The 15,040-nt window shown below is 26.5% G+C and carries 15 protein-coding genes; 10 read left to right on the top strand and 5 right to left on the bottom strand.

Features of this window, described 5'->3' with window-relative positions:
- The 3 genes from TY07_RS02645 to TY07_RS02635 all read right to left on the bottom strand — a co-directional run bounded on the left by TY07_RS02645 (position 1) and on the right by TY07_RS02635 (position 3,813).
- A complete protein-coding gene (locus tag TY07_RS02645) occupies positions 1-1,269 on the bottom strand; it encodes an ABC transporter permease (protein ID WP_042394946.1) in 1,269 nt (422 codons plus the stop codon).
- The gene (locus tag TY07_RS02640; protein ID WP_042394944.1) at positions 1,269-2,183 is read right to left on the bottom strand and encodes an ABC transporter ATP-binding protein; all 915 of its coding nucleotides are present in this window, start codon (positions 2,181-2,183) and stop codon (positions 1,269-1,271) included. The genes TY07_RS02645 and TY07_RS02640 overlap by 1 nt, the downstream gene beginning before the upstream one ends.
- A gap of 232 nt (positions 2,184-2,415) precedes the next feature.
- A complete protein-coding gene (locus TY07_RS02635) occupies positions 2,416-3,813 on the bottom strand; it encodes a TRAP transporter large permease subunit (protein WP_042394943.1) in 1,398 nt (465 codons plus the stop codon).
- Positions 3,814-4,090: 277 nt separating this feature from the next.
- Between TY07_RS02635 and TY07_RS02630 the strand changes: the two genes are divergently transcribed.
- The 3 genes from TY07_RS02630 (at position 4,091) to TY07_RS17960 (ending at position 6,092) form a co-directional block, all read left to right on the top strand.
- Positions 4,091-5,227 carry an NAD/NADP octopine/nopaline dehydrogenase family protein gene (locus TY07_RS02630; RefSeq protein ID WP_042394942.1) on the top strand — a complete coding sequence of 379 codons (1,137 nt, stop codon included), beginning with the start codon at positions 4,091-4,093 and terminating at the stop codon, positions 5,225-5,227.
- A gap of 98 nt (positions 5,228-5,325) precedes the next feature.
- Positions 5,326-5,802, top strand: coding sequence for a hypothetical protein (locus TY07_RS02625; RefSeq protein ID WP_042394938.1), 477 nt, complete (start codon positions 5,326-5,328; stop codon positions 5,800-5,802).
- A gap of 134 nt (positions 5,803-5,936) precedes the next feature.
- The gene (locus TY07_RS17960; RefSeq protein WP_156327858.1) at positions 5,937-6,092 is read left to right on the top strand and encodes a hypothetical protein; all 156 of its coding nucleotides are present in this window, start codon (positions 5,937-5,939) and stop codon (positions 6,090-6,092) included.
- A 56-nt stretch (positions 6,093-6,148) separates the two neighbouring features.
- Here TY07_RS17960 and TY07_RS02620 read toward each other — a convergent pair whose 3' ends face one another.
- Positions 6,149-7,429, bottom strand: coding sequence for a dicarboxylate/amino acid:cation symporter (locus tag TY07_RS02620; protein WP_042394935.1), 1,281 nt, complete (start codon positions 7,427-7,429; stop codon positions 6,149-6,151).
- A gap of 256 nt (positions 7,430-7,685) precedes the next feature.
- Here TY07_RS02620 and TY07_RS02615 point away from each other — a divergent pair, with 256 nt between their 5' ends.
- Complete coding sequence (locus TY07_RS02615; RefSeq protein WP_042394932.1) at positions 7,686-8,096, top strand: hypothetical protein; 411 nt, start codon at positions 7,686-7,688, stop codon at positions 8,094-8,096.
- A 38-nt stretch (positions 8,097-8,134) separates the two neighbouring features.
- On the opposite strand, the gene TY07_RS02610 is transcribed toward TY07_RS02615, so the two are convergent.
- Positions 8,135-8,881 (bottom strand): FAD-binding oxidoreductase, encoded by a 747-nt coding sequence (locus tag TY07_RS02610; RefSeq protein ID WP_042394931.1) that lies wholly within the window; start codon positions 8,879-8,881, stop codon positions 8,135-8,137.
- A gap of 294 nt (positions 8,882-9,175) precedes the next feature.
- Here TY07_RS02610 and TY07_RS17135 point away from each other — a divergent pair, with 294 nt between their 5' ends.
- From TY07_RS17135 to TY07_RS02580, 6 genes are all read left to right on the top strand, one after another.
- A complete protein-coding gene (locus tag TY07_RS17135) occupies positions 9,176-9,973 on the top strand; it encodes a MerR family transcriptional regulator (RefSeq protein WP_052330583.1) in 798 nt (265 codons plus the stop codon).
- Positions 9,974-10,035: 62 nt separating this feature from the next.
- On the top strand, positions 10,036-11,373 hold the full coding sequence (locus tag TY07_RS02600) for an MATE family efflux transporter (RefSeq protein WP_042394929.1): 1,338 nt from the start codon (positions 10,036-10,038) through the stop codon (positions 11,371-11,373).
- Positions 11,374-11,507: 134 nt separating this feature from the next.
- Positions 11,508-12,407, top strand: a complete 900-nt coding sequence (locus TY07_RS02595; protein ID WP_042394927.1) for a D-alanine--D-alanine ligase — start codon at positions 11,508-11,510, stop codon at positions 12,405-12,407.
- 13 nt (positions 12,408-12,420) lie between these two features.
- Positions 12,421-13,866 (top strand): MocR-like pyridoxine biosynthesis transcription factor PdxR, encoded by a 1,446-nt coding sequence (pdxR, locus tag TY07_RS02590; protein ID WP_042394925.1) that lies wholly within the window; start codon positions 12,421-12,423, stop codon positions 13,864-13,866.
- A 204-nt stretch (positions 13,867-14,070) separates the two neighbouring features.
- The gene (locus TY07_RS02585) at positions 14,071-14,397 is read left to right on the top strand and encodes a hypothetical protein (protein ID WP_341349568.1); all 327 of its coding nucleotides are present in this window, start codon (positions 14,071-14,073) and stop codon (positions 14,395-14,397) included.
- Entirely contained in the window at positions 14,397-15,038 is a 642-nt protein-coding gene (locus TY07_RS02580) for a flavodoxin family protein (protein WP_042394923.1), read from the top strand. The genes TY07_RS02585 and TY07_RS02580 overlap by 1 nt, the downstream gene beginning before the upstream one ends.
- Positions 15,039-15,040 lie beyond the last annotated feature (2 nt).

The raw sequence follows: 15,040 nt of genomic DNA, 5'->3' as shown, positions 1-15,040 counted from the left end.
TTAAGAAATTTTTTCTTTTTTAAACCATTTTAAAGCATTTCTAAGCTTAATTGGATTACCATACATTAAAGTACCTAATCTATAAATCTTAGCAGATGCAAGAGCTGTTAAGATAGTTGAAGCTAGTAAAATAATAAATGAAATTACAATTTCAAAATTAGATACAGTTCCCATTGCAACTCTTATTAGCATGGTCATTGAAGAACTAAAAGGAATAAATGATGCAATTTTGATAAGTAAGCTATCACTATTTGATAATCCAAACATACTTATAAAGAATACAATAACGAAAATCATTGTTATAGGTCCAATACTAGAACTTATATCTTCTGTTTTAGAAACTAATGCTCCTAAAGCTCCAAATATAAATGAATAGAAGAAGTATCCTAAACCACCAAATATAATAAAAGTTAATAATATATTTGATGGAATTTTAAATATGCCATCTAAAAGGCCGTTCCATGCTTTACTATTTAGGGAATAAGTTATCATTCCAGAAGCAAGAATTACTCCAACTTGAATAAAACTAGCTAAAGCTGCAGCTATTACTTTACCAAAAATAAGGCTATTGCTATTTGCACTTGTAACTAAGACTTCAATGGCTCTATTGCTTTTTTCAGATGTTACAGCAACTGCAATAAGTTGTCCATATAATAAAATCATCATATACATTGCAAAAATAAAGATGTATACATAAAAGAAGTTATTAGCACTGTCTTTTCCAAGGATAGTAACATCAGAATCAAATGAGGGATGTATGACAGATTGTAAATCATTTATATTTAAGTTATGTTCATTTGCATAAACTTGTTGGCCTAAGCTTGATAATAGATTTTCAAAAATCATTTGGTTTGTATCTGTAAATCCTGAATTATTAACTAAATATGAATATTTAGTTAAGCTATCAACTGAAAAACCAGCTTCTACATTTTCTAATTTAATTAATTCTTCGGCTTCATCTAAACTAGTAACCTTTGTCCATTTAGAGTTTAAGAAAGCTGATTCAAGAATATCTAAATTTTCAAAAATATTATTATTATCTATTATTACAAAGCTTTTTTTATCTTCTTCAGAGATTTCTTCTACAGACTCAATACTTTCTGTAGAGTTTTGGTCTAATTGAGGAATAAGTTTAGACATATTAAAAAATGAAGGTAAAGATAATCCTATTATCAATAATATAGAAAAAAGAATTGTAGTAATCATATATCCCTTGTTTTTAAAATAGTTACTTAATTCAAAGCTTAATACATTTAAAAATTGTTTCATTATTCATCACCAGCCTTTAATACAAAAATATCAGTTAATGTAGGTTCATATATTGCAAATTTTTCAATATCAATATTAGTAGTTAAAATATGTTTTAATAAGTTATTTTTAGTAGTATTTTCACAAAGTTCTAATACTAAAAAATCTTTTTTTACTTCGTAAATACTAACTAAATTAGTAAGTTGTTCTTCAAATATTTTTTTTAGTTCTTCTAGAGAATAGTTACTTGCACTTAATATAAGTCTATTTTTTCCAAAATCCTTTTTTATATCTTTTAAATTACCGCTTAATGCAATATTACCTTTATTAATTATAGCTATGTCTTCACAAAATTCTTCTACATAGCTCATTTGATGGCTAGAAAAAATAACAATTTTATTATTTTGAATTAACTCATTTACTACATCTTTAAGAATTTGAGCATTTACAGGATCAAGCCCACTAAAAGGTTCATCTAAAACTATAATTTCAGGATTACAAACTAAAGTTTGAGCTAATTGAACTTTTTGTTGATTACCCTTTGATAAAGTGTCTAGCTTCCTATTTGCATATTCCTCAATACCTAGTCTTTTAAGCCATTTTAAAGTATTTTCTTTAGCTTCTTTTTTACTTATACCTCTTAATGAAGCAAGGTATATGATTTGTTCTGTAACTTTCTTTTTAGGATACAGCCCCCTTTCTTCTGGTAAATATCCAATTTGATGATTTTTAGGTATAAAAGGTTTACCATCAATTAATATTTCACCAGAATCACATTTAAATACGTCCATCAATATTCTGATAGTTGTTGTTTTACCAGCACCATTTCTACCTAATAGACCTAATGCCTTACCACTTTCAACAGAAAAAGAAATTCCGTGAAGTACTTCATTTCCAGAAAAGCTTTTTCGTATATTTTTCACTTCTAGTTTCATAATATCCCCCTAAACATAAAATAGAATTAACTACTGTTAAAAAAGTTTGAAATAAAAATATAAAACAGTAATTTATAACTTATTATAAAGTATAAAATAATTAATTGCAATAATTGTTAAGTAAATTTTAACAAAAGTTATTTAATAATAAAACATAATTAGAAAAAAATGGTTTAATATAATGAAAAAGGTTGTACAAAAATCATACAACCATGTGATAAAGTATTAAGTTTTATACAAAAAATATTATAGCAAAAATTATTGTTACAATTAGTCCGATGGATACAGGCAATAAATTTTTTCGAGCCAAATCAAAAGGGGAAACATCACAGATTGCAGCTACTGGGATTAATGCCCATGGGATTAATGTGCCTCCTCCAATCCAAATTGTACATATTTGTCCTATTGACGCTAAGGCAGAAATATTTATTGACATTGATTGAGAGAAAAGCATTGCAGATGAACCTACTAATGAAAGACCGGAAAAGCCAGATCCATCAAGACCGGTAAGTAGACCTACACTAGAAACAGTTGCTGTTGCAATTGCTTTATTTAATGGTACTGCATTAGAAAGTGCAATTCCAAGGTCGTTAATAATACCATTAGAATTGGCAGGCAATATATCTCCTATAATTGATTCAAAGCCATTTCCACCAAGATAGAAAAATGTTGCTACTGGGATAACAGCACCAAATACCTTAAAAGCAAATTGAAAACCATCTACAATATATGGAGTTATTTCTTTCATGTTATTAAATTTATAGTTTCCAAGAAAAATTATAATCAACAAAAATAAGGTAGTACCGCCGACTAAAGCGGTTGCATCGCCTCCAGTTAAAGAAAATACTATCATTAATATAATATCTAAAAGATATCCGGCAAAAACTAATAAAGCGTATAAGTTTTTTTGCTTTTTGGATAGCTTGATTATATTTGAAGCCGATTTACTAAATTCTTGTGTTGTTTGTTCAGAATAACCTTGAGAAACAGTATTTTTTTTGATATCTCTCAAAACTATAAAAAAAGCGATTACAGTGGTGGTAATTCCCATTACTATTTCTAGGGGAATAAGAGTTGAATTAAGAGAGCTAATACTAATATTAGCAGCGTTAGCAGTTAATTTAGAGGCGCCTTGAATTATAATATCACTTGATAATGCTATTCCATGTCCAAATAGATTCATAGCCATTGCAGCAGATAGCTTTGGGAGTCCAACTTTTTTTGCAACTGGAATTAAAACTGCACCGATTAATGCAACAGCAGGAGAAGGCCAGAAAAACCAAGAAATAATCATCATTGTTATTCCAATAACCCAATAAGCTATATATTTATTTTTTATTAGTTTTGATAATGGTGATACTATGGCTTCGTTTATGCCAGTTACAGATAATAATTTACTAAAAGCAGTAATGATAGATATTATTAAAATAATAGGCAATAATTCTGTTATAGCATATAAGAATCCATTAAACACGGAAATTATAGATAGTGGTATAGATTTACTGCTATATAGAGCTATTGATAAAACACCAAAGACACAAACTATAGTTATGTCCTTTTTTCTGAAAATCGATATTAGTATTAAAATTGTAAAAAATATATAAATGAAATGTATAGTTGATAAAGTCATATAATATACCTATATTTATTGTTATATTACAAGATATGAGTTTTTTCTACCTTGTGTGATTTTAAATAATAAATATAAATTATAATTAATTAAAATATTATTATGTGATAGTATAAAATGATTGTATGTGAAATTATATAACGCCAATATTGGATATTATTATATTTTATTATAATTAACAAGTAAAAGTTTACAGAAAATATACAAGTTATTAATGTAAAAGATGATAATATATAATTATAAAAGACTTAAGATAAATAAAAGTAGGAGGATAAAAATGAATATTTGTATTATAGGTGCAGGAAATATAGGAACATATTTAGCTGCATATATTTCAATGAAACATGAAAATAAGGTTTGGTTGCATACTTCTAAACCAGAAGCATTTAATGATACTATTGCTTTAATTGAAGAGGAAAAAAATATAACACATCATATAACTTTACATTGTATAACAAGTAGTTATGAGGAGGCTGTTAGTAATGCTGACTACATATTAATTACATATCCTTCATTTATGATGGAAAAGACAATAGAATCAATACTTCCTTATTTAAAGAAAGGCGCAGTTGTTGGTGCAATTCCAGGCTTTGGTGGAAAAGAGTATTTAATAGATAAGCTTTTAGATAAAGGATGTATATTCTTTGGAACTCAAAGAGTACCGTCCATTATTAGACTTGAAAAGTATGGCGAAAGTGTTTTGTTAAAGCAAAAAAATCCATTTATGAAAATTAGAGTTATACCAGGAGAATATTCTGAAAAGGTTGCTAAAGATATGAGTAATTTTATAGATATTCCATGTATTCCGTTAAATTCATATTTAGCAATAACATTATCACCTTCTAATCCTACTATGCATCCTTCAAGATTATATGAATTATTCCATGATTATGTTGAGGGAGAACATATTTATGAAAGAAATCCATATTTTTATGAGGAGTGGGGAACTTTAGCATCTACAGAGTTATTAAAATTAGATGAGGAGTTAGAAGCAATTTTTAATGCATTTAACGAAAATGGTGATTTTGATCCTAGGGATATTGAAAAAATAAAGTCAAGATATAATATAAATACTGCAGAAGAATTAAGTGAAAAGATAAATACAGCTCCTGGATTTATAGGAATTGATTCTCCTATGGTTAAAATAGATGGGGGATATATTCCAGATAAATCTTCAAGATATTTTATTGAAGATATAAAATTTGGTTTATGTATTTTAAAATCATTTGCAGAGATATTAAATGTTGATACACCTGAAATAGATAAGATAGCAACATGGGGACAAAAGTTTTTGGAAAAAGAGTATATAGTAGATGGTAAGCTTAAAGGAAAAGATATTAATGAATTAACAATACCACAAAATATGGGAATTAATACTAAAGAGGAATTAATTAATTATTATAAAGGACTATAATAGTTATTAATATTATATCTATATTAAGTATTAATGTAGTGATAAATTTGATATAATTAAATTATGGTATATTACTTAGGGATAATGGGAGGAGAAATATGGATGAAATTTTTGAGCAATTAATTGAATGTGATAAGGGAAAAGGAAGAGTTAAGATATTACAAGGATTAGCTATGATATTAGTAGTATTATCAGCATTCTTTTTATTATCATCATTAGTTATTGCAATTGTTATGTTATTATTAGCTATAGGAGCTTTTATTTTAAGTTATTTAAGTTATGTTGAATATGAGTATGAGTTGTATAATAAAACTATTACTGTAACTAAAATTTATAATGAAAGTAAAAGAAAAATAGTTGCTAATATTTCAATGGAAGATGTAAGAAAAGTTTATGAAAGTACTAATAATACCAATAATAAAAATAAAGTTTCTTATTATAATTCTAAAGTTAGTGGGTTAAACATTTTTACATTTGAAATGAATGATAATAGAATAATAGAGTTAGCTTTGAATGAAAAGCTAAAAAGAAGAATTTCTACAGTTTTTGCATTGAAAATAGTAAGACAGTTTTAGTAGATAATTTAAGCTTCTATATATTACTCTAATTTAATATAGAGTAAATATAGAAGTTTTTTTATTGTTAATTTATAAATAAGAAGCATATAGGAATAATAATAACATAATAAGATTATAAGAGGTGTATTTTTATGAATAATAAAAATGATATTAACAATAAAAATAGTGAAGGTTTAATTGATGGAGTTATAATTTGTGAAGAAGAGGAGAAAAAGTTAATTCATGGAGATAACCCTAAAGAAAAAAGAGGAATTGAAAATATATTTAACTTTCCAAACTTAAATTAATAGTTATAAAATAATTACCCACTTTAATTTATATCAAGTGGGTAATTATTTTTATATTAAATTGCTTTATTAAGTTCAATTACATCTGAATAGAAGGTCTCTTCATTAAATTCACCTTCTTGTTTTGCAACAATAGTAGTACAAATAGCATCTCCTGTAACATTAACAGCAGTTCTTGTCATATCAAGAATTCTATCAATTCCCATGATTATTCCTATACCTTCTACAGGAAGTCCTACTGAATTAAGAACCATTGATAATGTAATAAGTCCAACTCCTGGTACTCCTGCAGTTCCTATAGAAGCTAGTGTTGCTGTTAATATAACTGTAAGATAAGCATTTAAACCAAGTTCAATTCCAAAAGCTTGAGATATAAATACAACTGCGACCCCTTGCATTATTGCAGTACCATCCATATTTATTGTAGCACCTAATGGAACTGTAAAAGATGATATCTTTTCAGAAACCCCCATTTCATTATCAAGAGTTTCGATGCTAAGAGGTATAGTTGCATTAGAAGATGATGTAGAAAAAGCAAAACTCATTACAGGGAAAAACTTTTTTAAGAATGTTAAAGGATTTAATTTTGTAAACACCTTTAACATTGACATATAAGTTATTAAGCATTGTAATACTAATGCTAACATTACTGCAAATATATATTTTAGCATTGGAGCAAAGGCACTCCAACCAATGTTAGAGAATGTTGTAGCTATTAAACAAAATACTCCAACTGGAGCAGCTTTCATCACTATCATAGTCATTTTCATCATTATTTCGTTAAATTCACTAAAGAAATTTGCAACAGTTTTAGCCTTTTCATTAAGCATAGCAAGTATGATTCCAACTAGAATTGAAAAGAATATAATTTGCAACATATTTCCATTTGCTAATGCCGAAATCGGATTTGTTGGAATTATATCTAAAAGAACATCTGATACAGAAGTTGCTTCACTTACTGTAGTTTCAGCAATTTCAATATTGCTCATATCAAGGCCTATTCCAGGATTAATTAATTTACCTACACCTATAGCTAAACTAATAGCAATAGCAGTTGTAACAAGATAAAAAACTATAGTTTTTACACCGACACGTCCTAATTTTTTAGTATCTCCTATTGCCATACTTCCACAAACTAAAGAGCAAAATACCAGTGGCACAACTAACATCTGCATTGCTCTTAAGAATCCTTTTCCTATGACTTTAAAAACACCATTAATTAGTATATCATCTCTTATTATTCCAGGTGGAACTATACCATAAAGAATTATACCGCAAATTGCTCCAAGTATCAGTCCAATAAAAATTTTTGTTGTTAAACCTAATTTTTTTTTCATATTAGCCCCCTTATTTTTTGGAAAAAATGAATTATTTTTTTTAAAAAACTTGCATTTTAAATAAATTTTACCATATAAAATAAAATCATACAATATGATTTTATAAGGAAAATGGGAATTTTTTTTAGAAAAATAGTGAAAAAGTTTAATAAATGATGAATAAAATTAAATTAATCCTTCATTTTACTGAATATAAAGTGAAAGGATAAATGAATAAATTTTTATAAATGGTCAAAGATAAAAAATGGTGATGTTTATGTTTAATTTAATTTATATATTATTAGGAATTTACTTAATAAAAATTATAAGTATAAGAATAGTAAGGGATTATAAAAAAATAAGAGGTAAAGAGAAGGGTGAATTATTTAGTTTTAGAAAATCTATTGTAGGTAAAATAAAAGAAGCCTTTAGTGAAGGAAACAATATATTTATTTATAGAAATAGTAAAAATAATAATAAAGAAGTTAATAATATACATGAAGAAGAATGGAGTTTAAAACGTCAAGATGCATTAGAAAAAGCCAAGTATAAATGTGAAGAATGTGGCAACATAGCCAACCTCGGTGTATATGAAAATAATGTTAATAGTAGTAATGATGAGTTAATTGTCTTATGTAAAAAATGTTATGAAAAGAATATTAATGCAGTAAAGCTACATTATGAATAAAGAGTTATAGTCTCCTTTAGAGGCTATAACTCTAATAATTATTTGCTAAAAAGCTCATAGTTAATTTTAGAACTATCTACTCCCAGTTCAAGCAAAGTACTTTCTACAGCCTTCATGAATACAGGAGGACCGCAAAGATAGAAATCTGAATCTAAGTTAACATTATCTTTTAAATAATTCTTATTAACATATCCAGTAAAGTTATAATCTATTCCTTCTTTGTCACTATCTAAAGGGTTTGAATAAAATACAGTATTTTTAATACCTTTAATTTTAGCAATAGATTCTATATCATTCTTAAATGGATGCAAACTAGAGTTTTGAACGGCTTGAATAAAATGAATATTATTCCTAGTTGAAGATTCTTCATATAGCATTGCTAAAAGAGGGGTAACACCTATTCCACCAGAAATTAAAACAATATCATTCTTTTTATCTTTTACAGTAAATACACCCATTGGGATCATAGCTTCAATAGAATCACCTATATTAAGATTCTCATGTAAATAAGTACTGATTAAACCACCATCAATTTTCTTTACACTTATTCTATAGGTATCATCATTAGGAAACATTGAAAGACTATAAGTTCTCATTATATCTTTATATTTAGGATTATCTGTTTTTATTTTAAAGGGTAAAAATTGTCCTGCTTTTGGTTTAACAAGTTTACCACCATCTTTTGCTTTAAAATAAAAAGAAATTATTGTAGGACAAACTTCAACTTTATCAACTAAAATCAACTCTCTAAAATCATTCCAAGACCCATTAATTATATTACTCATAAATATCCTCCTATAATTTTATTATTAACTAATAATTATTATTATCTAATAAAAAGAAAAGTAAGTCAATATATATTAAGTATATTTTTCCAAAAACACTTTTATTATAAATAAAGTAGAGAATAATTTTATGATGGTAATTGCTATTTATAATTTATTTTGATTTTTGAATGTGTTAAGGTGAATTTAAATTATATATGAGAAGAGATGTTTTAAAAATAGACAATAATAAATTAATATATTAGTATAAATTTTAAGAGTTATAATAAATAAACAAGATGGAGAAATAAAGAAGTGAAAAATAGATTTTTAATAGGGGAAGTATCAGAATATTTAGGAGTTTCAAGAGATACATTAAGATATTATGATAAAGATAATATTTTAAAGCCTTCAATCATAGGGAAAAATGGTTATCGTTATTATACAATAGAAGATATTATTAAATTAAGCTATGTTATTGCTTTTAGAGAAATTAATATATCTATAAAAGAAATTAAAGATATTATTAATAACTGTACTCTTGAACAATTAAAAAAAGTTCTTCAAGATAAAGAGTCTGATATAGATAATAAAATTTTAGAGCTAAAAAAGTTAAAGAAAACTGTTAGTAACTTTAAATATGATATAGAGAAGACTATAAAATTATTAAATAAAATAGAAATTGTTAATTCACCTATTATATTCTATGAAGAACTAGCAGATGGAATGGATTTAAAGACTTATAAGATAATGGATAAGTTTAATAGTTATGAATACTTAAATGAAGTTACATTTTCATCTGTAATAAAAAAGGAGTTTTTTAAGATAAATAAAGTTGAAAATAATATAGTTTATGCTATTAGCGGAATAGTTTATAAGAGTGACTATATAGGAAACTTGATAGATTATAAATGTTTCAAATATGATAAATGTATTCATAGTATATTTAAAATTAATATTGATATTACAGAGGAAAGTATAATGTATCTTAAAAAATATATAGATGGTAATAATATAGAAATTATAGGCGATAGTGTAGCAAGATTTATAACTTTTGAAAATAAGAATGATAAAACTACTGATTACATTGAAATATGGATTCCTATTAAATAAAAATATATTGACCTTGGAGTTACTCTAAGGTTTATTATTTTTTAGGAAAGGAAGTGAGTACTATGGATTTATCATTAGGAAAAGAAAATATAGGGAAGCTATTTATAAAATATTCAATACCATCGGTTATTGCTATGATAGTATTTTCAGTATATATAGTTGTAGATGGCATATTTGTTGGAAATGTAGTAGGTTCTAAAGGATTGTCAGCAGTTAATATAGCAATGCCGTTCTTCGGAGTAGCAATGGCAATTGGGATAATGGTTGCTATTGGGGGAGGGACTATTACTAGTATTGAGCTTGGTAAAGAAAATAAAAAAGAAGCAAGAAAGACTTTTAGCTTAGCATTTTACACACTAACAGTGATAACATTATTTTTATCGGTGTTTACCATTATTTTTGCACCGACTATAGCAAAAATTTTGGGGGCTAGTGATGATTTGGTGCCATTAGTTGTACAATATTTACGAGCATTATGTTTATTTTTGACTACATTTGTAGGGAGTTCTTATTTAAGTAGTGGACTTAGAGTTATGGGAAAACCAAATCATGCTATGATAGCAGATATTATTAGTTCACTACTAAATATACTATTAGATTATATATTTATAGTGAAGTTTGGTTTAGGATTAGTTGGTGCAGGCATAGCATCAGGAATTGCATTTACAATTGGATTTTTATTTGCTTTAAGTCACTATTTAAAAAAGGACTCTATATTAAAATTTTGCAAAGTTGAATTTGATTTTAAGAAAATAGTAAGAATATTTTATAATGGATCATCAGAAGGTATAACACAGTTTGCAGTTGCTTTTTCAACTTTTATATTTAATATTGTATTAATGATTAGAATTGGAGAAATGGGTGTATCTGCTTTTTCAATAATTCTCTATATAGCTTCTTTAGTCATAGCTATATTTTCAGGAATATGTAATGGGATTAGCCCTATAATTAGTTTTAATTATGGTGCAAATAATAAAGATCGAATAAATAAAATTTTAAAAATAGCAATATCAACAATAATCATAATTGGAATTTCAAGTACTATACTTATGATATTTGGAGGAGAAACTCTTATTAAAATGTTTAGTAAAGGTGATGCGGAATTAATTAGAATTACTGCAGAAGCTACTAAATTATATTCTGTTGCTTTTGTTTTTAATGGGTTAAATATTTTGACATCAGCTTACTTTACAGCACTTGAGGATGCAAAGACATCAGCTATTATATCCGTATTAAGAGGAGTAATTTTAATATTAATATTTATAATAATTCTACCTATAATTTTGGGGGATATTGGAATATGGTTAACTGTTCCAGCAAGTGAATTGGTAACAGTATTTATAGCTGTTAATTATATGAAGAAAGCAGATTTGAAAATTCAGAAAATGAAAATAGCATAATTATCATAGTTGAAAGTTGAATATAATCATAAAAAAGTACCACAGGTTAATGAATTTAGTGTTAATGTGGTGCTTTTTTATTTTATATATAATTAATAAAATAAAGTAAAGATTAAAAATTAGGAGTGATATTGATGAAAATTGGGGTAATAATGGGTGGAGTATCATCAGAAAGAGAAATAAGTTTGAAATCAGGGGAACAAGTAATAAAACATTTAAATAAAGATAAATATGAAAAAATAATTCCTATAACAATAAATTCAAAGCAAGAGGTTATAGAAAAAATAAAGGGAATTGATTTTGCTTTTATTGCTCTACATGGAAAATTTGGAGAAGATGGAACTATCCAAGGTGCTCTTGAAACTATGGGAATACCATATAGTGGATGTAAGGTGTTGCCAAGTGCTATATGTATGAATAAAGGATTAACTAAAAGTCTAGTAAAAACTGTTGATGTTGATACTGCAAAATGGATTATAGTTAAATCTGTTGAAGAAATAGATTATAAAAAAATAAAAGAATTACAGTATCCTGTATTTATTAAACCTAATAAAGGTGGTTCAAGTGTTGCTACTTTCTTTATTAGAAATGAAAATGAAGTAGAAGAAGCAGTAAGAGAAGGATTAAAGTATGATAATGAAGTAATGATAGAAGAGTATATAAATGGCGAAGAGATAACTTCATTTGTATTAAATGGAGAAGTTTTTCCTACGGTTATGATAAAATCACAAAATGGTGAATTCTTTGATTATAAATCTAAATATGAGGAAAATGGAGCAAAAGAAGAAGTAGTTTTACTAGAAGAAAAGCTACAAGAGAAAATTAATAATATATCAAAGAAAGCTTGGGATATTTTGGGTTGCAATAGTTATGCACGAATTGATATGATAATAAGAGATGAAGTACCTTATTTATTAGAAGTAAATACTCTTCCAGGAATGACAACTCAAAGTCTTATTCCTAAAAGTGCAAAGGTGCGAGGATTAGAATTTAGTGACCTATTAGATAAGATAATAGAGTATTCACTATTTTAGGAGTTGAAAGTTAATGATATTTTCTAAAATTGATTTTAATGATGAAGAACCGTTATATGTACAAATAGAAAATTATATAAAGAACATGATTGCTAGTAATCTTCTTGTTTCAAATGGAAAGCTCCCTGCTACCAGGGAGCTTTCTAAATTACTTGGTGTTAGTAGAAACTCTGTAATAACTGCATATGAAAATCTTGAAGAGGAAGGTATTTTATATACAGTAAAAGGAAGGGGGACCTTTGTTTCGCAGGTTAAATCAGTAAATGAAGATGGATGGAAAGTCGCTTGGAGTCAGAGAGCTAATGATTATGGGAAACTTGCAGAAAAATTAGATATTGTAAAAAGTGAAATACCTTGGGAGAAAAACTTAATATCTTTCAAAAGCATCTCACCTGATGGTGAATTATTTGATATGGAAGAGTTTAAAAAAGCATTTCTAAATAGAATTTCAATAGAAGGGCATAAAATATTAAATTATGGATATGCAAAGGGGTATAAGCCACTTATTGAATATTTTTTAAAGTACATGGAGGCAAAGGGAGTAGATACAACAAGCAAAGATATTATAATTACTAATGGATTTACAGAAGGGCTTGAAATGCTTCTAACTGCTTATACAAATAAAGGTGATAAAATTATTTGCGAAAATCCAACACATAATACAGCTATTAAAATTATGAAAGTTCATGGATTAGATGTTATAGGAGTTCCTATGACTGAAGATGGAATAGATCTTAATGAATTAGAAGAAAGCTTAAAAAATAATGATATAAAGTTCGGATATTTAATTCCTTCATATCATAATCCAACAGGAATTGTAATGAAGGGTGAAAAAAGATATTCTGTTTATAATTTATTCAAAAAGTATAATGTTCCTATAATTGAGGATGGATTTAATGAAGAACTTTTATATAATAGTACGCATGTATCTCCAATTGCTGCTCTTGATAATGGGGGAAGTGGTGTTATTTATATTGGGAGTTTTTCAAAAATATTATTTCCAGGAATAAGAGTAGGATGGATCCTTGCAGATAAAAATGTTATTGATATATTAGAAAGTGTAAAAAGGTGTAAAAATATTCATACATCATTTTTAGATCAAGGTATATTATATGAATATTTACGTTCAGGATCATTTGAAAGGCAAATTAAAAAAGTAAGAAAAGTATATAAGGAAAAATATGAGCTTGCTGTAGAATGTATTAATAAATACATTAATCCAACATTTATATGGGGTGAAGGCGGATTGCATATTTATATTGGAATAGAAGGAGTAGATTCTAGAAAGCTTTTAGATGAGTGTTATAAAAAGGGAGTTATATTTACTCCGGGCGATATATTTTCAGTTGATTATAGTTGTAAAAATACTTTAAGGCTAGGACTTTCTAGATTATCACTTAATGAAATAAAAGAAGGAATTAAGATTATTGGAGAAGTAAGTAAGGAATTACGAAAATAGTTTATTATTAAAAAGAGTGAGGATAAAAAATATGAAGTTAATAATTCATGATTTAAGTAAAGAAGATTTTAATAATATTTCAGAGAATTTAAATGAAGAGGATATTATAATTTGTAAAGGAAAAGAATAAACAAGTGTATTAGGTGTTTTGGCTTTTGGATAAAAACTCCAGGAGAATGTGTTATAAAAGATGATTATAATAAAATGGGAGAAAAAATTGCTAGTTGTGATGAACTTATAATAATAAGTGAATGTAAGTATGGAATGTATAGTCCATTTATTAAAAATATACTTGATCGTAGTATAGGATATATACATCCTTATTTTACAATAAGAAATAATGAAATTCACCATAAAAGTAGGTATAAAAAGCAAATAAATATGAGAGTGTATTTTTATGGTGATAATATATCTCATGAAGAAAAGGAAATGGCTCAAGAATTAGTTAAAGGAAATGGCATAAATTTAAATACTAAAACTAGTGATACTATTTTTGTAAAAAATATATTGACAATAGGAGGTACTTTGTAATGAAAATAATGATGATAGATGGTAGTCCAAAGGTATCTAAAAGTAACTCTGAATATTTTCTAAATATATTAAGTGATTTTATTGAAAGCAAAGATATAGTTAAATATAAATTATCTAAAAAAGTAGATTATGAAGATATTATAAAGGAGATTAATACTATTGATACATTAGTATTTGCATTTCCATTATATGTAGATTCATTACCTTCTCATGTTTTAGAATTTTTGATTATGCTAGAAGAGAATTTTAAAGATAATCTAAAAGGAGTTAATGTATATGTTATTGCCAACTGCGGCTTTTATGAAGGTAAGCAAAATAAAATAGCACTTAATATAATGAAATGTTGGTGTAAAAAGATGAATATAAAATTGGCACAAGGAATTGGTATAGGGGCTGGAGAAATGATGGGAGGATTAAGGAATGTACCTATGGGTAAGGGTCCCAATACTAATTTAGGATTAGCATTAGATAATTTGGCTAAAAATATAAATGAAAATAAAAGTGGGGATGATATATTTACAACACCAAGTATGTTTCCAAGGTTTGCATTTAGACTTGCAGCAAATAGATTTTGGATAAGTAAAGCTAATAGAAATGGATTAAAGAAGCGAGATCTAAATAAGTGTATAGTAAAACAATAATA

This window comes from Clostridium saudiense (genome assembly GCF_000577815.1).
Classification (GTDB): domain Bacteria; phylum Bacillota; class Clostridia; order Clostridiales; family Clostridiaceae; genus Clostridium; species Clostridium saudiense.
This window is presented reverse-complemented; position numbering and strand designations above follow the sequence as displayed.